Annotated in this window: 19 protein-coding genes and 1 pseudogene; 9 read left to right on the forward strand and 11 right to left on the reverse strand. The window is 42.9% G+C overall.

Annotated features, from left to right (window positions below; all coding sequences use genetic code 11):
- A pseudogene (locus BGL89_RS02745) lies at nt 1-150 on the forward strand (IS1 family transposase); the annotation flags it as partial.
- Between the two features lie 126 nt (nt 151-276).
- On the opposite strand, the gene BGL89_RS02750 reads toward BGL89_RS02745, so the two are convergent.
- Complete coding sequence (locus BGL89_RS02750) at nt 277-462, reverse strand: hypothetical protein (protein ID WP_286824318.1); 186 nt, start codon at nt 460-462, stop codon at nt 277-279.
- A 177-nt stretch (nt 463-639) separates the two neighbouring features.
- On the opposite strand from BGL89_RS02750, the gene BGL89_RS02755 reads away from it, so the two are divergent.
- Together BGL89_RS02755 and BGL89_RS02760 are read left to right on the forward strand one after the other, a co-directional pair.
- Nucleotides 640-1,077: a DUF4079 domain-containing protein gene (locus BGL89_RS02755; protein ID WP_286824319.1), complete on the forward strand. Its 438-nt coding sequence runs from the start codon at nt 640-642 to the stop codon at nt 1,075-1,077.
- Nucleotides 1,078-1,179: 102 nt separating this feature from the next.
- On the forward strand, nt 1,180-2,271 hold the full coding sequence (locus tag BGL89_RS02760) for a CobW family GTP-binding protein (protein ID WP_286824320.1): 1,092 nt from the start codon (nt 1,180-1,182) through the stop codon (nt 2,269-2,271).
- Nucleotides 2,272-2,329: 58 nt separating this feature from the next.
- Here the strand turns inward: BGL89_RS02760 and BGL89_RS02765 are convergent, their stop codons facing one another.
- Nucleotides 2,330-3,250, reverse strand: coding sequence for a metal ABC transporter solute-binding protein, Zn/Mn family (locus tag BGL89_RS02765; protein WP_286824321.1), 921 nt, complete (start codon nt 3,248-3,250; stop codon nt 2,330-2,332).
- A gap of 134 nt (nt 3,251-3,384) precedes the next feature.
- Here BGL89_RS02765 and thrS point away from each other — a divergent pair, with 134 nt between their 5' ends.
- Nucleotides 3,385-5,184 carry a threonine--tRNA ligase gene (thrS, locus tag BGL89_RS02770; protein WP_286824322.1) on the forward strand — a complete coding sequence of 600 codons (1,800 nt, stop codon included), beginning with the start codon at nt 3,385-3,387 and terminating at the stop codon, nt 5,182-5,184.
- Between the two features lie 86 nt (nt 5,185-5,270).
- On the opposite strand, the gene BGL89_RS02775 is transcribed toward thrS, so the two are convergent.
- Complete coding sequence (locus tag BGL89_RS02775) at nt 5,271-5,567, reverse strand: DUF7219 family protein (protein WP_286824323.1); 297 nt, start codon at nt 5,565-5,567, stop codon at nt 5,271-5,273.
- A gap of 337 nt (nt 5,568-5,904) precedes the next feature.
- Here BGL89_RS02775 and purC point away from each other — a divergent pair, with 337 nt between their 5' ends.
- The gene (gene purC / locus BGL89_RS02780) at nt 5,905-6,630 is read left to right on the forward strand and encodes a phosphoribosylaminoimidazolesuccinocarboxamide synthase (protein ID WP_286824324.1); all 726 of its coding nucleotides are present in this window, start codon (nt 5,905-5,907) and stop codon (nt 6,628-6,630) included.
- Nucleotides 6,631-6,642: 12 nt separating this feature from the next.
- Entirely contained in the window at nt 6,643-7,224 is a 582-nt protein-coding gene (gene coaE, locus BGL89_RS02785; RefSeq protein ID WP_286824325.1) for a dephospho-CoA kinase, read from the forward strand.
- Nucleotides 7,225-7,233: 9 nt separating this feature from the next.
- On the opposite strand, the gene BGL89_RS02790 is transcribed toward coaE, so the two are convergent.
- Both BGL89_RS02790 and BGL89_RS02795 read right to left on the reverse strand, forming a co-directional pair.
- A complete protein-coding gene (locus BGL89_RS02790; RefSeq protein ID WP_286824326.1) occupies nt 7,234-8,064 on the reverse strand; it encodes an energy-coupling factor transporter transmembrane component T family protein in 831 nt (276 codons plus the stop codon).
- Between the two features lie 55 nt (nt 8,065-8,119).
- The gene (locus tag BGL89_RS02795) at nt 8,120-10,288 is read right to left on the reverse strand and encodes a lytic transglycosylase domain-containing protein (protein ID WP_286824327.1); all 2,169 of its coding nucleotides are present in this window, start codon (nt 10,286-10,288) and stop codon (nt 8,120-8,122) included.
- A 210-nt stretch (nt 10,289-10,498) separates the two neighbouring features.
- On the opposite strand from BGL89_RS02795, the gene cysC reads away from it, so the two are divergent.
- Nucleotides 10,499-11,044: an adenylyl-sulfate kinase gene (gene cysC, locus BGL89_RS02800; protein WP_286824336.1), complete on the forward strand. Its 546-nt coding sequence runs from the start codon at nt 10,499-10,501 to the stop codon at nt 11,042-11,044.
- A gap of 95 nt (nt 11,045-11,139) precedes the next feature.
- Nucleotides 11,140-12,867: an ABC transporter ATP-binding protein gene (locus BGL89_RS02805; RefSeq protein WP_286824328.1), complete on the forward strand. Its 1,728-nt coding sequence runs from the start codon at nt 11,140-11,142 to the stop codon at nt 12,865-12,867.
- Between the two features lie 564 nt (nt 12,868-13,431).
- Here BGL89_RS02805 and BGL89_RS02810 read toward each other — a convergent pair.
- From BGL89_RS02810 to BGL89_RS02830, 5 genes are all read right to left on the reverse strand, one after another.
- Nucleotides 13,432-14,379 carry an NAD-dependent epimerase/dehydratase family protein gene (locus BGL89_RS02810; protein ID WP_286824329.1) on the reverse strand — a complete coding sequence of 316 codons (948 nt, stop codon included), beginning with the start codon at nt 14,377-14,379 and terminating at the stop codon, nt 13,432-13,434.
- A 419-nt stretch (nt 14,380-14,798) separates the two neighbouring features.
- On the reverse strand, nt 14,799-15,863 hold the full coding sequence (gene hemE, locus BGL89_RS02815) for a uroporphyrinogen decarboxylase (protein WP_286824330.1): 1,065 nt from the start codon (nt 15,861-15,863) through the stop codon (nt 14,799-14,801).
- Nucleotides 15,864-15,953: 90 nt separating this feature from the next.
- Nucleotides 15,954-18,173: a heavy metal translocating P-type ATPase gene (locus BGL89_RS02820; RefSeq protein ID WP_286824331.1), complete on the reverse strand. Its 2,220-nt coding sequence runs from the start codon at nt 18,171-18,173 to the stop codon at nt 15,954-15,956.
- Nucleotides 18,174-18,517: 344 nt separating this feature from the next.
- Nucleotides 18,518-19,732 (reverse strand): S-layer homology domain-containing protein, encoded by a 1,215-nt coding sequence (locus BGL89_RS02825; protein ID WP_286824332.1) that lies wholly within the window; start codon nt 19,730-19,732, stop codon nt 18,518-18,520.
- A 30-nt stretch (nt 19,733-19,762) separates the two neighbouring features.
- Entirely contained in the window at nt 19,763-20,986 is a 1,224-nt protein-coding gene (locus BGL89_RS02830) for an NAD(P)/FAD-dependent oxidoreductase (RefSeq protein ID WP_286824333.1), read from the reverse strand.
- A gap of 151 nt (nt 20,987-21,137) precedes the next feature.
- Here BGL89_RS02830 and BGL89_RS02835 point away from each other — a divergent pair, with 151 nt between their 5' ends.
- A complete protein-coding gene (locus BGL89_RS02835; RefSeq protein WP_286824334.1) occupies nt 21,138-22,325 on the forward strand; it encodes a glycosyltransferase in 1,188 nt (395 codons plus the stop codon).
- A gap of 161 nt (nt 22,326-22,486) precedes the next feature.
- On the opposite strand, the gene BGL89_RS02840 is transcribed toward BGL89_RS02835, so the two are convergent.
- On the reverse strand, nt 22,487-24,702 hold a 2,216-nt coding region (locus BGL89_RS02840), incomplete at its 5' end, for a CHAT domain-containing protein (RefSeq protein ID WP_286824335.1).

Raw genomic sequence — 24,702 nt, forward strand, 5'->3', positions numbered from 1 at the left:
AAAATGCAAGATTACGTCATTACAACCGCCCGTCTTCATCGTCAGACTCTCTGCTATTCAAAATGTGTCAAAATGTTAGAAAATTCCCTACTGCTTCTAATTCATTACCTTAAGTTTAAGGATGTTCCAGTTCCCTACACTTTTGCTTGATTCATCTTTACATCTGACAACGCCGTTTTTTCAGGCTTTCCCTGTCTAGTAGCTGCTGCGGTTCTTTTTGCTTCATCCTCTCAATCTACACTTTTTCTGTTTTTGTCAATCCCCTGACCTGAATCCTTACACTTGTCCGGGTCGATCGGGGTTATAGTGGGGTTTAGCCCCCGGTAACTCAAAGGGTTGACGCTGATTATTTTCCGTGTCGATGGTGAGATGAGACATATTAGCCCTAACTTGCTGATTTTTGTCCGGTAAACTTAAATTAACAGGTTCTTCGTTACTTGTTATGGTTCGATAGGGTGGCATAAATCGACTAAATCCTTATCTGGCGAGAGATTTAATTGATTAGTTCGCTCTACGCAGTAATGTCTCTCTCTATAAGGGTTTCATCCCTTATAACCCTCGTCGATTGCATAACACAAACCGAAGAACCAATTAACACGATCGGTCGTCCCTTTCCTTGCTAATAATAATCCCACCCCTATGAATCTCCCTTCCTTTCTCTGGTTATGGAAAATTGCCGCTTGGTCGATGGGATTTGCTCTCTTTGCCTATTTTTTATTAGCGGTTTCGGGGGTAAACATGGGTTATCGACGACTCGCGGGCCAATCTCGACCGAAATGGTTAAGATCCTTTCATCTGGTCAGCGGCCTGATCATGGTTGCTTTGGTCTTAATTCTGCTGGGAATCGGATTAGTGGGAACAATCGGTCATTATGGCAGTTTAGGCCACTCTTCCCACCTGATAGCGGGTTTATCGGTGGTTTTTCTGGTTTTTGTTTCGGCAATTAGCGGCCTGAACATTACAACTCGTCCACCTCTAGCGCGGTCTCTCCACATCGGTACTAATCTTTTATTGTTTCTGGGTTTTCTTTTTGCTACCCTAACAGGATGGGATGTGGTCCAAAAATATCTACAATAAAAATAGTCGGCGATCGAGTGGAGACTGTTTGATCGAGAAAAACTAGCTATCTCATCCCGAAAAATCGCTTTTTAGTGACAGAATACTCACCCCCAAATCATTATGCAAACCGTCGAATCACAAGCTATTAACACGATGTCAGTGCCAAAACAAGGTCTTCCAGTAACAATTATTACTGGGTTTCTTGGTAGTGGTAAGACTACTCTCCTCAATCATATTCTCAGCAATCAACAGGGATTAAAAACTGCTGTTCTTGTCAATGAATTCGGTGAAATCGGTATCGATAATGAACTGATTATCAGCAGTGATGACAGCATGGTAGAATTAAATAATGGCTGTATTTGCTGCACGATCAACGAGGATTTAATTCAAGCAGTTTATAAAGTTCTCGAACGTCCCGAAAAAATCGATTATTTAGTCGTAGAAACCACGGGATTAGCCGATCCTTTACCGGTAGCTTTAACCTTTTTAGGTACAGAATTACGGGAAATGACCCGTTTAGATTCCATTGTCACTATGGTGGATTGTGCCAATTTTAGTCTCGATTTATTCAACTCGCAAGCGGCCTTAAGTCAAATCACCTATGGTGATATTATTGTTCTCAATAAAACCGATCTAGTGGATGAAGCGGATGTGGATTCTTTAGAAATAAGAATCCGGGACATGAAGCAAGGATCGAGAATTCTTCGTACTAGCAAAAGTCAGGTTCCTTTACCCTTAATTCTCAGCGTCGGACTATTTGAATCGGATAAATATTTCGACACAGAAGAAGAACACCATGACCATGATCACCACGACCACGATCACGACCATTGCGATCATGATCACGACCACGATCATGATCACGATCATCACGACCATTCCAATCATTTAGAGGTGGATGGATTTACTTCTATTTCCTTTGCTAGTGACCAACCTTTTTCGATTCGGAAGTTCCAATATTTCCTCGATAATCAGTTACCGGAAAGCGTTTTCCGCGCTAAGGGTATTCTCTGGTTTGATGAAAGTCCTAAACGTCATATTTTCCACCTCAGTGGTAAACGTTTTACTCTCGAAGATGACGAATGGAAAGGTACTCCCAAAAATCAGCTAGTTCTTATCGGTCAAAATCTCGATCATGAAACCATAAAAGAACAGATTAACAATTGTCTCAGTTTACCTGCTGTCAATCGCGGTAAAGGATTTGGGAAATAGATAACCATCTTTTGCGGGTGTGTTAGCAATCGATAACACACCCAATTTAACCAATTATTTATTGACCTTCTTGGGGTACTTTTCCCCCTAAAGATTCCACGATCGAGAGAGTATTTTCCCTGAGCATTTTTACATAACTATCCCCCCCAGTACCCACCGCACCGATCGAATCAGAATATAATTGTTGTGGTGCTAATTTTACCCCCGCTTCTTCGGCTACAGTGGTAATTAAAGTAGGATTAATAGTCGTCTCGGCAAAGATAGCAGGAACCTGGAGATTTTTAATAGCATCGGCTAAATTTTTCACCGTTTGGGCGCTAGGTTGTTCTTCGGTACTAATGCCAATTAAAGTTCCCGCTACTTTTAACCCGTAGGCATGAGCATAATACTGAAAAGCGTCATGAGTGGTGACTAATTGCCTTTGGGAAGGAGGGATAGTTTCAATAGCCGCAGTAATCCAGCGATCAAGATTTTCTAATTCCCTGATTAATTGCTCTGCATTTTCAGTAAAAATCTCTTTATCTTCGGGACTTAATTCAATCAATTGATCTCGGATTTTCTCCACCATGATTATACCGTTTTTGGCCGAACCCCAAACGTGGGGATCGGGTACTTTCTGCCCCTCTTTTTCCAGTTGTAAAGGCTTAATTGCTTCTCCCACGGCCACTTTTTTCGCTTGAATTCCCGTAGAATTGATCATTTTAATTAACCCCGGTTCGAGGTTATAACCGTTATAGAGAATTAAATCGGCTTTTTCTAAAGCCACACTATCGGCGGGAACCGGTTCATAAACGTGAGGATCATCCCCCGGTTTTAAAATGTCTTGATGGTCAATTTCTTCACCGCCCACTCGTGCGGTTAAATCGGCGATAATTGTGCTAGTGGAGATTACCTTTGGTTTTTGGTTATCGGTGGTATTAACCGCGGCATTACAAGCAACCAATCCCAAAAATAAACAGGATAAAATTAGTTTTTTCATCAGGAAATAGAGATGAGGGTTTAGAGGTTAGAGATGAGGGGAAATGGCATTGATATGTATCTTGATTTTTTTCCTGACTAAAGACTCCTTTTACTATTAAAATAGAGAATAGAGAAGGTGTAAATTCAAGAGATATGGATAACCAAGCCCCGATTAAACTACCGAAAACCAGCGAATCCGACCACCTCAAGCGAATTCGTCACACCACCTCCCATGTTATGGCCATGGCGGTGCAGAAATTATTCCCGAAAGCCCAAGTTACTATCGGGCCTTGGACTGAAACTGGATTTTACTACGATTTTGATGTGCCGGAACCTTTTACCGATAAGGATCTCAAGGACATCAGAAAAGAGATGGTCAAAATTATCAATAAAAAACTGCCGGTGATGCGCGAGGAAGTTTCTCGGGAAGAGGCGGAAAAGCGCATTAAAGCGATTAATGAAGCCTATAAGCTGGAAATTCTGGCGGGAATTCAAGAACCCATCACCCTCTATCATCTTGGTGACGCTTGGTGGGATTTGTGCGCCGGTCCGCACCTAGATAATACAAGCGAACTAGACCCAAAAGCGATCGAATTAGAGACGGTAGCGGGTGCTTATTGGCGTGGGGATGAGAATAAAGCCCAATTACAGCGCATTTACGGCACAGCATGGGAAAATCCCCAACAATTAGCCGAATACAAGCGCCGCAAACAAGAAGCCCTCAAACGCGACCATCGGAAATTAGGCAAAGAATTAGGTTTATTTATTTTCTCTGATTCTGTCGGGCCGGGGTTGCCTTTATGGACCCCCAAAGGAACTTTAATTCGTTCTTTGTTAGAAGATTTTCTCAAAAAAGAACAGTTAAAACGCGGTTATTTACCCGTAGTTACTCCCCATATTGCTCGCGTCGATTTGTTTAAAATTTCCGGTCACTGGCAAAAGTACAAAGAAGATATGTTTCCCATGATGGCAGACGATGAGGAATCTGCTAGTAAGGAAATAGGATTTGTGCTCAAACCGATGAACTGTCCTTTTCATATTCAAATCTATAAAAGTGATTTGAGATCCTATCGGGAATTGCCGATGCGTTTGGCAGAATTCGGTACAGTTTATCGTTACGAACAATCGGGAGAATTGGGAGGATTGACTAGAGTTCGCGGTTTTACCGTGGATGATTCCCATTTGTTTGTCACTCCCGAACAATTAGACAAGGAATTTTTAAGCGTTGTTGATTTAATTTTGACGGTGTTTAAGAGTTTACAATTAAAGAATTTTAAGGCGCGATTGAGTTTTCGTGACCCCGAATCGGATAAGTATATCGGTTCCGATGAAGCTTGGGAAAAGGCAGAATCAGCGATTAGAAAAGCGGTGCAAACTTTGGGGATGGATTATTTTGAAGCCCCCGGAGAAGCGGCTTTTTATGGTCCAAAATTAGACTTTATTTTCCAAGATGCCCTCGAAAGAGAATGGCAGTTAGGAACAGTACAGGTAGATTATAATTTACCCGAACGTTTTGAACTAGAATACGTTGCCGAAGATGGTAATCGTAAACGTCCGGTGATGATTCATCGCGCCCCTTTTGGTTCTTTGGAACGTTTAATCGGTATTTTAATCGAAGAATACGCGGGAGATTTTCCCCTTTGGTTAGCCCCTGTCCAGATACGATTATTACCGGTTAGTGATAGTCAATTGGATTACGCTAAAGAGGTGACAGCGAAAATGCAGTTGTTAGGAATTCGCGCCGAAACCGATACCAGTGGCGAACGTTTGGCTAAAATGATTCGCAATGCTGAAACCGAAAAAATCCCCGTGATGGCAGTGGTGGGGGCCAAAGAAATGGAAACTAATAGTTTAAGTATTCGCACCCGTGCCACGGGCGATTTAGGAGTAATTAGCGTCGAGGAAGTGGTGGCAAAATTAGAAAATGCCATCCAAAATCACGGTAATTTTTAAGCGTTTGCTCATCTAATTGTATGGGGCAGAAAATATTTCTGTCCCAGCATTTTTGATAAAGCGAGGAGATTTTTCCTGATTATCCTTTAGGCATCATCATCTTTTTGAAAGGGATTTTCCCCAATGCCTAGGCCTTTTTTGCTCTGTTTTAAGTCTTTCCAGAGGGCTTTAATTTTTTCGTAGGCTTCTAGAGAACTGATTTTGCCCCCCGTTTCCAGATTACAAATAAAACTGATCTTTTGGGCAAATTCCTGTAAATTAGCGTTAAATAGCAAGTTTTCTGGCTTAAATTCTCCATAGTAGGGGGCGCGAGGATAGAGAAAATTCTCCTTGCGGCGATCGGGGAGATTCGGGTTATCATCGTTAGGAGGATTCTGACTCATAGGGCGAAGGCGGGTAATTTTGCGGAATTTCTTTAGATTTTTCGGTAATGGTAATGGGAGATAATATCAATTGTTGGATATCATTGAGGATTTAAGTAGAAACTTGGCTGATTCGCCAAAAATTGACCACTTAAATCGTGACACTTTTTGGTTATATGTTAAGATTCGGTCGCAAAATGTTGACAGTTATCTTTAAGCAGCAATTATACATTATTTTTTTCAACGATCATCTACCCAATGATATATATTTTTTGTCTAGGTTGATCGCCAAAATTTGCTGCTGCCGCTATCTGATTAACCATCGATTTTCGTTTATCAATTGCCGAGGATGATAACTATGGAAAAACTCTATGAAGGTAAGGCCAAAATTCTCTATCAAACCGATGATCCCGATATTCTCCTCACTTATTACAAAGATGATGCCACCGCTTTTAATGCCCAAAAACGCGGGCAAATTGTCGGTAAAGGAGAAATTAACTGTACTATCTCCACTGCCCTATTTCAATGGTTAGAATCCCTAGGAATACCTACCCATTATATCGATCGCCCTAGTTCTAGGGAAATGCGCGTCAAGGCGATTAAAATCATTCCCTTGGAAGTAGTAGTCAGAAATATCGCCGCCGGGAGTTTGTGCAAGCAAACGGGATTAGAGGAGGGGAAAGTTTTACCTTTTCCTCTTGTAGAATTTTACCTCAAGGATGATGCTTTGGGGGATCCTCTGTTAACACCCGATCGCATAAAAGTGATCGATATTGCCAGCGAGGAGCAAGTCAATCAGTTACGAGATTTAGCCCTGCAAATCAATCAATATCTGCAAGAATTTTTCGATAAGTGCCAGATTATTCTCGTCGATTTCAAGTTAGAATTTGGAGTTGATAAAACGGGCAAAATTTATCTAGGTGATGAAATTAGCCCCGATACCTGTCGTCTCTGGGATAAAACCCAAGAGGATGCCCAAGCGCGCATTCTCGATAAGGATCGTTTTCGTCGCGATTTAGGAGATGTGGAAACTGCCTATCAACAAGTACAAACAAGAGTTTTACAACAGATAGAGAGTTTATAAATTTAGGGTGCTATGTCGAGAAGAATTATCGGGTTGACAGGGGGAATAGCTTCTGGTAAATCCACGGTTTCTAATTATTTAGAAAATATCTACAAAATTCCCGTCCTTGATGCGGATATTTATGCCCGGGAAGCAGTGGAAAAAGGTTCGGCAATTTTAGAGAGAATTTTTCAGCGTTATGGCAGAAAAGTTAAAACTGAGGATAATTCCCTTAATCGCCAACAGTTAGGAGAGATTATTTTTAATAATCCCGAGGAAAAAATCTGGTTAGAAAGTCAGATTCATCCCTACGTTAGGGACTGTTTTAACCAGAATTTAGCCCTGTTGGATAATCCTGTAGTTGTTTTTTCTATCCCTTTATTATTGGAAGCCAAATTAACCCATTTAGTCACAGAGATTTGGGTAGTTTCTTGCAGTTTCGAGCAACAAATTGAACGCTTAATGACTAGAAATAACTTAAGCAGAGAACAAGCGATCGCTCGGATTAATAATCAAATGCCTTTAGCTGAAAAAATTGCCTTAGCTGATATTGTTTTGGACAATTCCGGGGATTTAGAAGCTTTATATACCCAGATCGATCGAGCTATACAATAGGGATTAATTTTAAAACAACCAGGCAAATTTTCCCACCCCGAATTTTACATAGAGAATAATTGCCAAAACCAATAAAAATAGAAAGCCAATAATTAATAAATAGTCTTTATTGGTTAAGATTGATTCCTGTAAAAATGTGCGATCAGGATCACCAGAGAAAGCTTTAGCTTGTAGAACTACCTCTAATTTTTGCGATTTAGCCATAGCGTTTAAAATTAAAGGTACAGCGATAGAAGCGTAAATTTTTCCTTTTTGCAGCCAACCCATTTTTTCTATTGCTAATCCTCGTAATCTTTGAGCAGAAATAATCGATCGAGATTCTTCGACTAGGAGAGGAAATAAACGCAGGGTAGAGGAAAAAATAAAGACTATTTTGTAAGGAATTCTGGCTTTAGTTAAACTCACCATCATCTGATTTATATCGGTGGTAAAAATAGCGAGGGGAATAATTAAAACCATGGTGAGAGTTTTAAAGATTACATTTAAACCGTAGAGGGTTCCCTCCACAGTCATTTTGGCAGAACCGACAGTTAATAAGGGAGTTAATTCAGTTTTTCCCGTTAAAGCTTTTACCTGTTCCACATTAAAAAATCCCATGGTAATTAATAAGAATAGATAAAAAGGAGCCATGAATTTTAAAATGTTGAGGATATAGGACCATTTTACTCCGGCCCAGAGACAAGCTAAAGCGACAATAAGAGTTAGTAAACCACCAGCGAGCGGACTTTCCCAAGTAAAAGCGATGAGAGTAACCACGATCATCATGGTTAATTTTGTCCGAAAATCTAGGCGAGTAAAAGGAGAATCTCGATCGACGGTTTGCCAGTTAAATGATTGCATAATCAAGAAAAAAGTTAGTAAGGGAATGAGTTAATTACCCATCCCCATCAATTCCCTAGGAAGGGTTAGCAATTCTGCTCATTTGCTCTTGAATTTCAGGGTTATAAATCTGGAGATAATTCCAATAATTACCAAACACCGATTCTATATAACCCTTAGTTTCTCTAAAGGGAATATTCTCGACAAATTCATCGGGATCGCTAAAATCAAAACGCTGTTTCCACTTGGAAACTGCCCCGGGTCCTGCGTTATAACTAGCCACGGCAAAAAGTGAATTTCCTGCGAATTTGCCATGGGTATAATCCAGATACCATGTTCCCATCATAATGTTATCTTCGGGATTAGTTAAAGAATAACTTTTATTGCCAGTATTACCTGCGATATATTTACCCGTATCGGGCATAATTTGCATTAATCCCACTGCCCCCACAGGAGAACGAATTTCTTTTTCAAAGCGGGATTCTTGCCGGATTAAAGCTGTCACTAGCAGGGGATTTAATTGTCTATCTTTTGACCATTGCAGGATGGTATCGTAGTAGGGGAAAGGGAATAAAGCGTGCCAGTATTTATCATTTTGTCGCAGCAGTTTCCAGGCTTTCTTTTCCTCCGGGGTATCTCTTTCTCGCAAGCGCCAAATCAGGTTAATTCCTTCTAAATTTTGATTGCGAGAGAGTTTATAGACACCGAGGTTAAATTGTTCGTCAACGGTTAAATTCCAAGGATCGACAATTTCTGCTTGGAAGAGATTCCAAGCGTCCGTATCTTCACCAATTCGATATAATTCCTTGAAAGCTTCCGAACCAGCGGGGGGAGCGTTACGGGTGGCGGGTTTGACGGTGGTAGGGTTATAGGAGCGGACAGTGGTAAAATCCCCCACGTCCCAACCTAATAAAACCGCCGAGCGCCAAGCATAATAGGAATGGGGATGACGAGAAATAGTGTAGGTAAAAGCTTGTTTTGCTTCTTGGTTTTTGCCGAGTTTTTGCGCCCATTTTCCCACCCAAAAGGCCGCTTTCGGGGCAATTTGACTATCGGGATTATTAACCGCAATTGGCTGCGCCCACTGCCACGCCTTGGCGTAATTACCAGATTTAGCGGCTCTTTGGGCTATTAACCAGCGATAATCGGCGGCTTCGTCGGATTTTGGGTATTTATTTAATAAAGTCTGCCATGTTTGACTAGCAGCCTGGGCATTAGTTGATTCCAGTAATTTGGCTTTCGCTTCCAAAGCTTCCGGGGCGCGATCGGGAAATTGCTTGACAATGCGATCGAGATATGCTATGGCATCGCGGTTAGGAGAAATTTGGGCGAGTCGCAGTAATCCTAAACCAGTTTCTGAGGCTTGGGGATAGGTTTTAATTAATTTTTGGTAAGCGGTGCGAGCTTCTGGCAGTTTTTTGGCAATTTGTAGCCCGCGGGCGTAACGATAGGCTTGTTCGGGGCTAGGAGTGGCTTTAGCGTAGGCTTTATAGGCCTTTTCGTACAATCCCGACTGCCAATAACCGGCCCCAATAATTGCCCAATCCGCCGGAGTTAACTGATTGGCGTAGTCTTTCACCAAACGATCGCGGGCCTGATTGAGGGTAGGATCAAAAGGATTAGCCTTGGCTAACTGCAACCATAAGGGAAATTGATCGGGATTTTCTTGAAGACGTTGGCGAATTAAAGCCAAAGTGAGGGGGTGTCGGGGGTATTCCTTGAGCAATTTCTCACGATAACTGGGGTCGTATTTGCCCAAAGAGTAGTAAGCTTCCGCCACTACGGGCGATTGGGGATAGGTTGCCAGTAATTTTTGCCAAATTTCTCGCGCTTTTTCACTATCGTTGCTTAATTCGTGGGCGCGTCCCTGTTTGAGGAGAATCTGGGGAGCGAGGACAGGATATTGTTTTTCTAAGCCTTCTAATTGTTTTAAAGCCGGACCCCCTTCATATTTTCTCAATAAATCCATGGCCAGGAGATAGCGGGCGCGACTACGATCTAAAGAGGGCGCGTTGGCATCGGCCACATCTTTTAACTTGACATCTCGCTCGGTTTGTGGTAAGGAAGCACTATCAACCACGGCAGAGGGTTGGTTAGGATCTAGGCTAGGAACCGAAGCACTATTGCGATCGAGCCAAGCAAGAATTTTCGGGTGAAAGAGAAAGAGACTGGTGAGAGTAAAAAGCGCAACCCCAGAACCTAGTCCAAGAATGAGCGGGGTGTGAGGGGGGAATTTCTTAAACATTACCTTATTCAAGACAGTAACTCAACATACATTATCAGTGATCGTGGCGACAGGTTGTTTGTTTCAATCAGGTTGGGGGGTTGTTCAGTTATCAGTAAGCAGTAATCAGTAATCAGTGAACTGAAAACTCCCATCTGATAACTGGTAACTGATCACTGATCACTGAGATATGGTACGCTAAACAGGATTTAAGTATTATTAATGATTGCTATGAAACAAGGCGGCGTGACGGTTTGGTTAACGGGATTGAGTGGTGCGGGGAAAAGCACGATTACCGAGGCATTACAGGCAAAATTAATCGCTGAAGGTTATTCCATTGAAGTTCTCGATGGCGATATAGTACGGACGAATCTTACCAAGGGTTTAGGATTTAGTAAAGAGGATCGCGATGAAAATATCCGTCGCATTGGTTTTGTGTCTAATTTGCTCACCCGTCACGGTGTGATTGTCCTAGTTTCGGCTATTTCTCCCTATCGTGAGATTCGCGAGGAAGTACGGGGAAAAATCGGCAGTTTTGTCGAAGTTTTCGTGAATGCTCCCTTAAACGTCTGTGAGGCGCGCGATGTGAAAGGATTATATAAAAGAGCGCGTGCTGGCGAAATCAAGTCTTTTACGGGAATTGATGATCCCTATGAACCACCTTTTAACCCAGAAGTGGAATGCCGCACCGATTTAGAGACTTTAGAGGAAAGTGTCGCCAAAGTCTGGAACAAATTGACGGAATTAGGCTACATTCATCAAGCTGTGACGGTTTAATCGCAGCATAACTTTGTATTGTTGGAAAATATCGTAGGGACGTGGACTACAAACGTCTCTACCCCCCGATTAACCCCTTAAGTCCATAAATTATTTTGAAATCTCGCTCTAGTTATTGGAATCTTATTCCCTATCTCCGTCCCCAAACCCAAACAATTATTTTGGCGTTCATCTGTACGATCGGATTTACGGTATTTTGGCCGATTTTAGCTTGGTTAGCCGGACAAATGGCCAGATATATCGGTGAGGGAAATGTGCAAGCATTGGCGACACTTTCGGGGGTGGGGGCAGTGGTTTTTTTACTGCGGGGAATGTCTCAGTATGGGCAAGATTCCCTGATGGCAAAAGCTTCTTTAAAAATTGCCCTAGAATTGAGAAAAAAAGTTTATGCACACCTGCAAACCCTCGGCTTAAATTACTTTGAAACGGCAAAAACTGGTGATTTATCCTATCGTTTAACGGAAGATATTGATCGCATTGGGGAAGTAATTAACAAATTTTTCCATGATTTTATTCCCTCAGCTTTGCAGTTAATTGTCGTCTTTGCCTATATGTTTATTGTTAACTGGCAATTGACGATCGCTGTCATTATTATCGCTCCTTTGTTAGGGGTTTTGGTGGGATTTTTTGGCGAAAAATTATTACAATACGCTCGTCGCGCCCAAGCGAAAATATCTAATATTTCTGCGTTATTAACCGAAGTTTTTAGCGGTATTCGTGTGGTGCAAGCTTTCGCTGCTGAAGATTATCAAACCGAGCTTTTTGCCCAAGAAGCGGAGGAAAATCGCCGCGCTCAATACCTATCAGAATCCACCAAAGCTTTACAATACGTCGTGGTGGGATTCTTACAAGCTCTCGGTGTCATCTTTTTATTCTTTCTCGCTGGTTGGCAAATTTCCCAAAAGAATTTAACTGGAATTGACTTTGTTAGTTATGTGGCAGCGGTGGCAATGTTAATCGATCCCATCGCCCATATTACCAGTAATTATAATCAATTTAAACAGGGTCAAGCCTCCATGGATCGGATTTTTGAATTGTTAGCTATTTTGCCAACAATTACCGAAAAACCGAATGCGATCAATCTGCAACCCCACAGCAAAGAAGTTGAATATTGTCAAGTAAATTTTTCTTACAATGAGGACAGACAGGTTTTAAAAAATATTAATTTTACTGCACACGCTGGGGAAATGATTGCTTTAGTGGGAGCATCGGGAGCGGGAAAAACCACTTTAGTTAATCTTTTATTGCGTTTTTATGACCCCACTTCCGGCAAGATTTTAATCGATGGGGTGGATATTCGTGATGTGACTTTAAAAAGTCTCCGGCGACAAATTGGCGTAGTTTTACAGGAAAATATTCTCTTTTCTGGCACTATAGCCCAAAATATCGCTTTTGGCCAGGGAGATTTTAATCTGCAAGAGGTGGAAAAAGCGGCAAAAATTGCCAACGCTCATCAATTTATCGGTGAACTTTCCCAGGGTTACTATACCTATGTGGGAGAAAGGGGTGTTAATTTATCGGGTGGACAAAGACAAAGAATCGCCATCGCGCGAGCAGTTTTATCTAATCCGAGAATTTTAATCTTAGATGAAGCGACTTCCGCGCTCGATTCGGAATCGGAAGCTTTAGTGCAGGAAGCTTTAGAAAGAATTATGACGGAGCGCACGGTATTTGTTATTGCTCACCGATTAGCAACTGTCAGAAAAGCTAACCGTATTTTAGTCTTAGAAAAGGGTGAAATTATCGAGGTGGGTAATCACGAGGAGTTATTAAATCTTAATGGTCGTTACGCTCAATTTCATGCTAGACAATTTCAAGATTAATCTATTTGGCCTTAGGGAATGGGGGTGTATCTCTAGAATTGGGCTTTATTTCTGATTTTATCACTCAATCCAAGCTTTTGGGGGGTTCTACCCCCCAAACCCCCCGTCGGGGGACGAAGCGCCTCCCCCGAACCCCCCGCGCATTAGTTTTTCGGTGGGATGCTTACACGCAGTTGTTCATATATTTGTACTAATTTAAGAATCACCGATATAGCAGTTATCTTAATGGTGAGGTAGGAAGTTTTCGTTTTGGGGAGTCCGTCGCCGAATTAGGTTAGACTTCATCTTTAGGGAAAGCGCTGTAAATATCCAGACAGAATTAATTAGGGCTTGCTGAATAATGGTAAAACCCTTTTAAAATAAAGCTTTTGACCTGTTAAAGTCCGATGTTAGTGCAAGAAAATAGGAGGCAACAAAGCCTGAAACTCCTGACTCCTGACTCCTGACTCCTGACTCCTACCACCACCGAAAAACTTTTTCAGCAGACCCTAATTATACATATTTTTCCGTTCCCTGTTCCGGGTTCTCTCTTTCCAGACTGTAAATTTAATTTTGTCCAACTACTTAGGGTTTTTTTCGGGGAATTCCTCGCAAGGCTAAAACATCATCAAGGGTGGAACAATAGTTTTTTAAACCAAAATCAGCAGGAGTATAGGTTTTAAAGTGGGTGAAGTGACGATAATTCATCGCAAAACGATCCCATGGTTCCATCTGCAAGTTAAAAACTTTGATAAAAAAGTTAGCAATGGTTAAAGATAAAGAAATGCGAAAATAGATTTTTTTGTTTAAATAAGTACAGATTTCCTCCACTGCTTGGTTAGCTGTTGTGCGTTGATTGCCTAGGACAATTTTGCTTTCTGGTGCGGGATTTTCGATTAAATAATTCACCACTTGAGCTATATCTTTGGCATGGATAAAATGAAAACTGCCATCAGCTTGAAACCAACGCACTAAACCGATATATTTCAACACATCCGGTAAACCGCCATAGATATGAGAATAGGGTTTATTTTCGTCACCACCTAAGACAAAAGTGGGGTATAAAGTGATAATTTTATCGGCAATTTCTAGGTCAGCAAATTTACTATAACAAATATATTTAGTGCGGATATAATTAGTTCCTATTTCCCCAGCTTCGGGCAAAGGTTGATTATTTTGATTGAGAATGCTGGCAGTAGAAAAGTAGAGGACTTTATCGCAGATTTGAGCATCTAAATAACTAATTAATTCCAGGGTTTTTACCACATTAATCTGATAACTTTCCTCCTCTCCTCCCCAACTGGTAGCGATTAAAATCGCCCTATTCATTGTTTTTAAAAGATCAGCATATACCCCAATATTTTGCATATCGCCTAAAAGTATATGAACATTTGATCGCCCTTGGTAAGTAAATTTTAACTTCTCTGGATTACGAACTAAAAAATATAATTCATAGTCGGGATTTTCCAGTAAAATCTCGGCGATATAATGCCCAATACAGCCACTCACACCCGTTAGAAATATTTTTTTCATTATTTTAATTGATACGGCAGAATTTAGGGGACAGTTTGAAAGTAAAAAGGGAGTCACGAGTTCGTATTTTGGAGAGGTGCATCTAAACTTTGCAGAAATATCAAAAATGAGTAATGGTCAGTGACTCTTAAATTATTACAAATATATCAGCAGCTGCGTGTAAGCATCCCACAAAAAAACTAATGCTCAGGGGGTTCGGGGGAGGCGCTTCGTCCCCCGACGGGGGGTTTGGGGGGTAGAACCCCCCAAGAGTCTGGGTTGGAAACAAACAACCTAGAAAGCACAGTTTTTCAACAGAAGTTATCAGAGAATCCCAACTTAGTAGATTTTAAATTATGAGATGCACTCTTAGGTGTTGGGTGTTAGAGACGATTTCCTTACCTCCTAACCCCTATTCCCTAAACCTAGATAACGACATCCTAGGCGTGAACTGCTAATAATTGATCCGCTTGTTTAGCGGTTTCAAAGAAGAAACGCACGTTATCTTCAGGAGTTCCCACCAAAACACCATGACCTAAATTAAGAATATGACCTTGATTACCTGCTTTACGAATAGTATCAATAATCCGCTCGCGAATAAAAGACTGGGAACCGAATAAAACCCCCGGATCGATATTACCTTGAACCATCATCGATTTACCTAAACGCTGTCTCGCTTCAGCCAGATCCACGGTCCAATCGACGCTAATAATATCAACCCCCGATTTAGCCATTCTTTCCAAAACGCCGGCGCTGCCACTAATGTAGAGAATTAACGGTGTATCGGGATGGGTTTCTTTCACCAAACGAACTACTTTTTGTTGATAGGGTAAGGCAAAAACATCGTAATCTTGGGGAGTTAATTGACCCGCCCAAGAATCGAACATTTGTACCACTTGCGCCCCACAATCAATTTGATAACGGACATAAGTGGCAATCATATCCGCTAATTTATCTAAAAATTGGTGTAGTACCGAAGGTTCCGAAAAAGCCATCCCTTTAATCACAGAATAACTTTTAGAACCTTTCCCTTCCACTGCATAGGCTGCTAAAGTCCAAGGCGCTCCGACAAAACCGAGGACAGTGGATTTGTTTCCCACCTCTTGACGTAGGGTTTTTAAAATCGTTTTGATAAAAGGTAAAGACTGATCGGGATCGAGGGGATTAAGTTGGTCCACCTGCGCTTGAGTACGAATGGGAGAATCGATAATCGGCCCCTTACTTTCGATAATATCAAAGGGAATACCGATTCCCGCTAGGGGAGTGAGAATATCGGAGAACATGATCACCCCATCCGGTTGAAAAGCACGCCAAGGTTGCAGGGAGATTTCGATCGCTAGATCTGCATTTTCCGATCTTTCCCGAAAACTGGGGTATTTATCCCGCAATTCTCGATAAATCTGCATATAACGTCCTGCTTGTCTCATCATCCACACGGGAGGACGGGGTAAGATTTCTCCTTTGGCAGCGCGTAATAAATAAGGTATTTCAGGGGAGTCAGTCATATCACGATGATTATTCTATTGCCTTTTCTACGGTATCATCCCCCGTACAGCTAATTTTTCGAGTTTTTCCTTAAGAATTGTTAACGAAAGTTATCCCCCCACCCTGGGATGAACTCGACGCAATCGTAAAGCATTCATCACCACGGAAAGGGAACTTAAAGCCATGGCAGCACCGGCAATAATCGGATTGAGCAGAAAAGGATAGAGGACTCCGGCAGCGATGGGAATGGCAATCAGGTTATAAATAAAAGCAAAAAAGAGATTTTCCTTGATATTTCCCATTGTTGCCCGACTTAACTCAATAGCAGTCACAATTCCCTGTAAATCTCCTGAAATTAAGGTTATATCACTAGCGGCAATCGCTACATCGGTCCCCGTGCCAATGGCAATACCTAAGTCCGCTTGCGCCAATGCGATCGCATCATTGATGCCATCTCCAACCATGGCGACAATTTTCCCTTTTTTCTGCAAATATTCGATTTTTTCGGCTTTTTGTTGGGGACGGAGTGCGGCAAAAAAGCGCCGGATACCCAACTCGCTGGCGATCGCTTCTGCGGTTTCGAGGTTGTCCCCCGTCATCATCATCACCTCTAAGCCCATTTTTTTGAGCTTGGCGACCACTGAAGAAGAAAAAGGTTTTAAAACGTCGGAAATGGCGAGCAACCCCTCTAAATGCCCGTTAACCGCTATCCAAACCACGGTTTTTTTCTGCCATTCCCAATCGTGGGCGACTTTTTTAAGAACTTTTGTTTCAATCCCTTGACTTTCTAACCATTGTTGTGTAGCGATTTGCACTAAATCCGACCCGACTTTTCCCTGCACCCCTGACCCAGTTATTGAGTCAAATTCGGTTACTTCTAAGGTTTTAATGGCGTTTAACTGCCCATATTTAACTATTGCTTCTCCTAGCGGGTGTTCAGAATGATTCTCCACCGACACGACTAACTGCAGCAGCGATAATTCCCGTCCATCCCCCACCCCTTCGCGAGTCAAGAAGTCCGTCACCGTTGGTTTGCCTTGGGTGAGAGTTCCGGTTTTATCTAGAACAATAGTAGTAATGCCATGGGCTAATTCTAAACTTTCGGCATTTTTAATTAAAATTCCCTGTTTTGCTCCCTGTCCTGTTCCCACCATAATCGAGGTGGGTGTAGCTAATCCTAGGGCGCAGGGACAAGCGATAATTAAGACTTCCACCATTGTAATCAAAGCGAGGGTGAGATTACCCGTGCGGAGAATCCAAAACAAGAAAGTTATTACCGCAATAATCATCACCACCGGCACAAAATAAGCGGTCACTCGATCGGCTAATCTTTGTATAGGTGCTTTTGATGCTTGCGCGGTTTGCACTAATCGGACAATCTGAGCTAAAACCGTATCTTTTCCCACTCGTAACGCTTGCATTTGTAGGCTACCGGTTTTATTAATTGTCGCTCCGATTACCTGTTGATTGACGGTTTTTCGCACGGGTAAACTTTCTCCCGTCACCATCGATTCATCAATGCTAGAACTGCCTTGGATAATTATGCCATCGACGGGAATTTTTTCCCCCGGACGCACTAAAATTATATCTCCTACTTTCACATCTTCTATCGGTAGATCTAGCGTCTGTTCTTCCCTAATCACCCTAGCAGTTTTTGCCTGTAATCCCATTAATTGTTTAATAGCGGCGGCCGTTTCTTTTCTGGCACGTTTTTCGAGGAAACGACCGAGTAAAATCAGAGTAATGACGATAGCTGATGCTTCGTAATAGACATGGGAATCAAACCCCTGTTTTTCGATAAAATCGCTCCCGAAGGTTGAAAACAAGGAATAAAAATAGGCGGCACTGGTTCCCAAAACTACTAAAGTGTCCATGGTGGCAGTGCGATTTTTAAAGGCTTTCCAAGCATTTTTATAAAAACTTTGACCGCACCAAAATTGGACGGGAGTAGCGAGAATTAATTGTAATAAGGGAGCGTGTAACCAGTGGGGAATAAAAGATAGAGATAAACCCGTCATCATCGGCAAAGAACCGATAAAAAGTATAGTACTAATAACAATAGCGATCGATAGTTTGGTGAGAAGTTCTTTTTCTGGCCTGGATTCGAGATTAATTTCCGTTATCGGTGTAGCTTGGAAACCGGCATCCCTAACTTTTGCTTGAATAGTGTTAAGATCGGTACGCTTGGGATCATAGTCCACATCCACCTGTTCCATGCCAAAATTAACTTGACATCGAATCACTCCGGGGATAGATTTAATTATCCGTTCGATCGAATCAGCACAACCAGCGCAACTCATCCCGGCGAGTTTGAGAGTTTGATGGGTCATAATTTTAATAGCAGCGGAAGTCAGCAACAAAATCCCCTGCAGCAGAGTTATATCTTTAGAATAAAATATTACCCCAGCTGCAGGGTCAAGAATCCTTTGTTAATTTTCCTGAATAGATATGAAGAAATGTCAAAAAGAGTGCTTGTATTTTCCTAACACACCCTTAATTTTTATGGACAAACCCTAATTAGGGTCTGCTGAAAAAGTTTTTCGGTGGGGGTTGGGGGTTGGGGGTTGGGGTGTGGGGTGTGGGGTTTTACCCATTTTCAGGTGGTCAAACTTTTTGAGGGAAAAAAAGTCTAAAAACCTTGTTGGATAAGGTTTTTAGATTTATTCAGCAAACCCTAATTAACCCCACTCTGTTGTGTATCTTGACCCTGCACAGCGTCGGCAGCGGAAACACCATCACCCTGAAAACCAAAATACCATAAAGCAGCGGCAGCTTCAGCGCGAGTTACTGGTCTTTTTGGCTGAAATAGGGTAGTAAAACCAAAAACTCGCCGAATATTAGCTTGTTCAGCATTTTGAAAATCGGCATAAAGAGCGCGCACCAGCTGCGGGTTAATTTTATTAGTATCCTGAAAACCCCAAGTATTTTTAATCGTATCAAGATTGGCGCTCGGTAAAGCTTTTCTGATATCTAATGGCACTTTCCACGCGATTAAATCTTCCCGAGTTAAAGGAGCATTGGGACGGAATAAAAGGGTGCTACTATCTCCCGTTAAAGGAGAGGGAATTAACCCCGCTTCCGCTAATCCTTGAATATAAATATAATCGGAATCGTTATTTTTCACATCACTAAAAGCGGGGGAACTATTGGGAGTAGCTAAACGGATTTGTTTACCCGCTACATTAGCATAAATGGCATTATTAGCCTGTAACAACCAGCGGGCAAATTCTCGGCGCGTTATTGTATCATTAGGGTTAAACTGATTGTTATTGCCTGTTAATACTCCTAATCTAGCTAAGTCTTGAATGTGGCTCTTTAAGGGATTAGGTAAGGATTCGAGATCGTTAAAACTGGTGGGATTAAGATTGGGTAAGGGGGAGGGACTAGGGGAGGGACTAGGGGAGGGACTAGGGGACACAATTGGGGTTCCTATTGGACGATAATCGAGGCTATATTCGGTATTGGGAGAAGTGGCAGTTATGGTGATAGTTAATTCTAAATTATCTCGACGGGCCGTTAGGGTACTATTGACTCCTTCCCCAGAAAAGGGAGTGATAATTTCCCAATTATTATTAACTAATTCCTGTTGATAAAAAGCCTCGATCGCATTGCTGGGATCGTTGGATTGCCAACGGGTTTGTCCACCAGTATTATCAGGATTTGTCTGCACGGATAATAATTCTGATTGACTATATCGAGGAATTTCTGCGGGAAAATTTGCGGGTAATTGCTTGTTATTAGGAGAGTTTTCCGGTATGGGATTTGTTTGTAGATTAGGATCAGCAGCCAGACGATTTTCTAGGTCAGGATTGCCACTACAGGCTGCTAAAATGCCCAGCAGGGTGATAATTGTACTGTAGCGAATAAACTTACTCACGGTCTTTACCAATATTGTTTCCTTAGCTTTATCCTAGCTTATTTATTCGGGGTTTTGACTAGGGAAAATTTTGTGCCACCATTGACGTAATTTACCCAGTAGAAATCCTCCTAACCCTTTTGTGTATTTTTCAAATTTGTAGTAAAATAAAATGTCGATTATATCCTGTGTGGCAAGATACTTGAGATAGGATACTCCTTGATCGATACGCGCATCACTATATTCTAAATAAACTTTGCGACTGAGGCGATCGGATAAATTCCATTTTGGTTGAAAATATTCTTGCATCCGCTGTTGATAAGGGGTAAAACTACTCGATTTTCCCTGTAAATATTCTTCCATGTATTGACAAGCAATTTCGGCTCCTTTCATAGCGTGTCTAATTCCCTCCCCTCCTAAAGCATTGATAGTTGAAACTGCATCACCTATGGCGATAATATTTGGTTTTTTATAGTAAATATCTTGCAGTCCAGAGGAATATTCCACGATGGAACCGTGTTGCTCTACTAGCTCGTAATTATCTAACTTTATGTAGTCTTTGAGTATCTGGATAATATAACTTTTTAAAGACTTAACTTCAGAAATATAAGGATGTTCTCCCTCTAACCAAGCGGCTCCTATTTTTAATTGCTGATTATCCATAGGAAAAATCCAAGCATAACCTTTAGGACTCCATTTATGACCGAGAAAAAATACTAAATTATCTTGATATTTTTGATAAAATTGTTCTGGTACTGTAATTAAATATTCAATGCCCACTGCTTTTAAAAAATCAGGTTTTTCTCGTCTATGTTTATAGATAACTGCTCTAGCGTATCCCGTGGCATCAACCAATAAACGAGTAGTAACTGTCTCGATTTCCTCTCCTTTTGATTTCAAGAAAACAGTTAGCTTATCCTCCATCTGTTGATATTTCAGATAACGACAACCTAAACGAACTTCTCCCCCCCAACGCAGCACTTCTGTGGCTAAAAACTCTCGCAATTTGGCAAAATCAAAAACTACCCCTAAAGGTTGCGGTGATGACCAAAAATGATGTATGCTAGTGGAGATAATTTCGATATTTTTCCAAAACCTAGCCACTACGGTTTCGGGGAGATTGAATTGTTCTAAAATTTCTAGGGGAGAAGCGGCACTAGAAAAGTTATTATCTTGCCAACTAGAATGTTGTTCCACCAAAAGAACACGATAACCTTTTTCACTTAATAATCTACCACAGTGACCTCCCGCCGGTCCCCCCCCAATAATTACGACATCATAATCCATGATTTACGCCCTCGCCTAATCTTGCTAACTTGCTTTCATTTTACCCTAAATCGCCCTCTGTTAAACACCAAACTTATGAAACTGTTGTGCATCTAAATTTGATACTCTTTTTGACCTGTTCCCTATTCCCTCATCGAAAGCCGACTAGCTTATGACATTTTTATTATTCTTAGTTACTTTCCTATCGCTAATAATTTGGTTATATTTAATCTTAGCCAGGGGACAATTTTGGCTATCTAACCAAAAAATTAATCCTGTCACTTCTCCTTTAACAAATTATCCAAAAGTCTCAGCAATTATCCCCGCACGAAACGAAGCCGACGTTTTACCTATCAGTTTAACTTCCCTCTTTAACCAAGATTATCAAGGAGAATTTTCGATTATTTTAATTGACGATCAAAGTAGTGATGGTACGGGAAAAGTTGCTCAAAAAATTGCTGATCAATCTCATAAATCTGGCCAGATAACTATTATTTCTGGACAACCTTTAGAGATAGGATGGACGGGCAAATTATGGGCAATGAAACAGGGAATAACAGAGGCTACCGAGAAATTCGCTCCCGATTATTTTCTGTTTACCGATGCCGATATTGCCCACGCGCCGGATAATTTAACCCAATTAGTCACTAAAGCAGTACAAGAAAAACAAGCTTTAGTTTCCCTGATGGTGCTGCTAAACTGTGACAGTTTTTGGGAAAAATTCCTCATTCCTGCTTTTGTTTTTTTCTTCGAGAAACTCTATCCTTTTCCCCTAGTTAATAACCCTAATTCCCCGATAGCAGCCGCCGCTGGGGGCTGCATTTTAATTCGCCGAGATATCCTAGAAAAAATTGGCGGTATTGAGATTCTTAAACAAGCTTTAATTGATGATTGTTCCTTGGCGATCGCGGTTAAAAAATATCTACAAAATCACCCCGAAAATCCTGAGAAATCCATCTGGTTAGGATTAACAGAAAGCACCTATAGTCTCCGTCCCTATCCCGATTTAGCCAGCATTTGGAATATGGTAGCCCGCACCGCCTTTACACAACTTAATTACTCAACACTTTGGTTAATCGGGACAATTTTCGGGATGTTTTTAACCTATTTAGCCGCCCCCTTGGGCTTAATCTGGGGATTGGCATTAAAACAAACATCAATTATGATAATTAGCACCATCACCTTATTACTAATTGCCCTCTCCTATAGCCCGACTTTAAGACTATATAAATTATCGCCCCTGCGGGCTTTAACTTTACCCCTAATTGCCCTCTTTTATAGTGTAATGACCATCGATTCTGCCCTGCGTTATTGGCGCGGTCAAGGGGGAGGTTGGAAAGGGCGAGTTTATCCTAATTAGGGATTGCTGAATAATGGTAAAACCCTTTTAAAATAGGGTTATAGATAAGAACTCTTGCAAATTAATTATACCGCACAGAAAACGGGTTTCTCCGAGAAACCCGTTTTCTGCTCATGCAATAGGTGTGGTGCGTTACTTGCAACAAGGAAATAATTCCTAATTTAAGGAAGTCCAAGACAGTAGAACGCCCCCCAGTAACGATAATCCTGAAAAGGCACTGCGTCGGGAGCAAAATTGTCAAGCCACTTGATCAATTCGCTGATTTTTTGATAATTGGCCCCAGCAGCATCGGTGTTGGGGTCTTGGGCGCGGCGCAGTTGTTGCCAAGTCTGGAAAGCCTGCTGATAATCGACTGTCAAACGGTTCCGCCAGTCTTTTTGGCAAGTCTCCCGCAACGCTTGGCGAGCCTGATGTAGAGCCGTTAAGCGTTCCTCTCCGGCCCGCCGTGCGCGATGGTACTCCCGCGAAAACAGCGTTGTGGCTAGGTCAGCCACGGCCCAATGACTACTGATCACACTTCGAGCGCCCCCCAGCAGAAAGCCTGTACCTAAACTGAGGGGTTCGTCCAGTAATTCCCGTCGCAGGTTTCCCTCCTCATCTCGGAAACCGGCAAAACTGAGACCAGTTTCACAACAGGAGAGAAACACTTCCGACAATTCGGGAAAGCGCCACGAGGGACTAATTAAATCCCGCAAAGTGACTTTTTGCTCCCCGTCTAGGACGAGGTGGGAGTTGAGAGGATCATCGGGGCGACTGGTGGCGTGGTGGCTGGAGAGTAGAGCCTGCACTTGTTTGAGCAGTTGCAGATAAGAGTCGGGGGTGACAGTGCGCCCCTGTAGCCGCCGTTGGCGAGGCACATTCCAGGTTTGGGCGACCCACTCACACTCTAGGGGAGTATAGGGCAAATCCTCTGTGGTGTTTTCCACAATCCCCAGGGTGTCGGGAGTCGGTTGCGATCGCTCTTGGCATAGTCCGAGAATTTTGGTACTGGGGACAAACTGAAGGCGAAAGCGATCGCCTAGTAGTTGTCCTTCGGCGGTGGGTAGAAGGTCGAAGGGAATTTGGTGCAGAAAGAGGTGGGGAATCAGAATTAACTCAGTGATGCCCTGGAGGTGCTGTTGGATGAGGGTATCGAATTGCAGGCGGGTTGCCAATTCTTGCAGACGAGCGGCCATAGCTTGGTGCCACTCATCCCGACGCTGCTGGCGGGATTGGGCGGTCTCTGCTTGATTAATCGCAATGTAGGGGATAGTCCAGTTTTCGACCAGCCAGTTTTGCAGGTCGTTGGCGGACTCCGGGGGATTGGGAATAGTGTGGCAGTTGACCCCTTCCCCGCCATCCCGGGAGGGGCGACGCAGGACAAAGATGTGGGTATGGGTGGCGGTGGTGTAGAAGCTGAGGAGGGCAGTCTGGGGAGAGGGGAGCAGCGCCATTAACTCATCAAGGCGAGGTTGGGGTTGGGGTTGCTGGAGTTGGGCGGTAATGGCATCAAAGCGGTAGAGAGCTTCCCAGGCTTGACGTTCAGCGGCTTCGGCGGCGAGGAGTTGTTCAGAGGCAAAGCTAGCGCGGGTGTTGCGGCTTAGTGCAGGGGTCAAGGATGGTTTATCGTCTTTGGACAGTTCAGGACGGTCTTGAGCGAGTTGGGATTTGCTGCGGCGGCTGTCCTGAAGTTGCTGATACCAGGCTTGTATTTCTGGGGGGATGCGCCCATCGGCGTAGAGGTCGCTGATGGCGATTAGGTCGGCAAGGCGTTTGGAGCGGGAACGTTCGACGGTTCGCAGCGCCAGGGAGAGGTCGCCCTGGTTAACGGCCGCTTGGATTAGGTTTTCATAAACGCCGATAGACTTGCGGACAATTTCTTGGCGCAGGGCTTCGCTGGTAGCCCAGGCGCGGCTTTGTTCAACGGCTTCCACGGCAACCCTGTAGCCTTCTAAGGCAATGTCCCACCAGCCCTGCTTAAAGCCCAAGTTGCCGAGGTTCCGTCCAGTTCTGAGGGTGTTAGCCGGTAAGAGAGTGGGGTTGAGAAAGGAAAGTGCCTCTCGATAAAAGGCGATCGCCCGTTCTAGGTTGGCTACCGGCTCTTGACCCAATTCGGCTTGGGTCCAGTAGGCATTGCCCAGATTATTCAGGGTTCCGGCTAATTCCCTTTCTAATCCCGGTTGGCGGCGGATGGTGGCGGCTTCGGTGTAGGCAGCGATCGCCCGTTCTAGGTTGGCTACCGGCTCTTGACCCAATTCGGCTTGGGTCCAGTAGGCTGCGCCCAGATTATTGAGGGTTGCGGCTAATTCCCTTTCTAATCCGGGTTGGCGGCGGATGGTGGCGGCTTCGGTGTGGTTGGCGATCGCCCGTTCTAGGTTGGCTACCGGCTCTTGACCCA

Origin of the sequence: Microcystis sp. LSC13-02 (assembly GCA_002282935.1) — a bacterium.
Taxonomy (GTDB): domain Bacteria; phylum Cyanobacteriota; class Cyanobacteriia; order Cyanobacteriales; family Microcystaceae; genus Microcystis.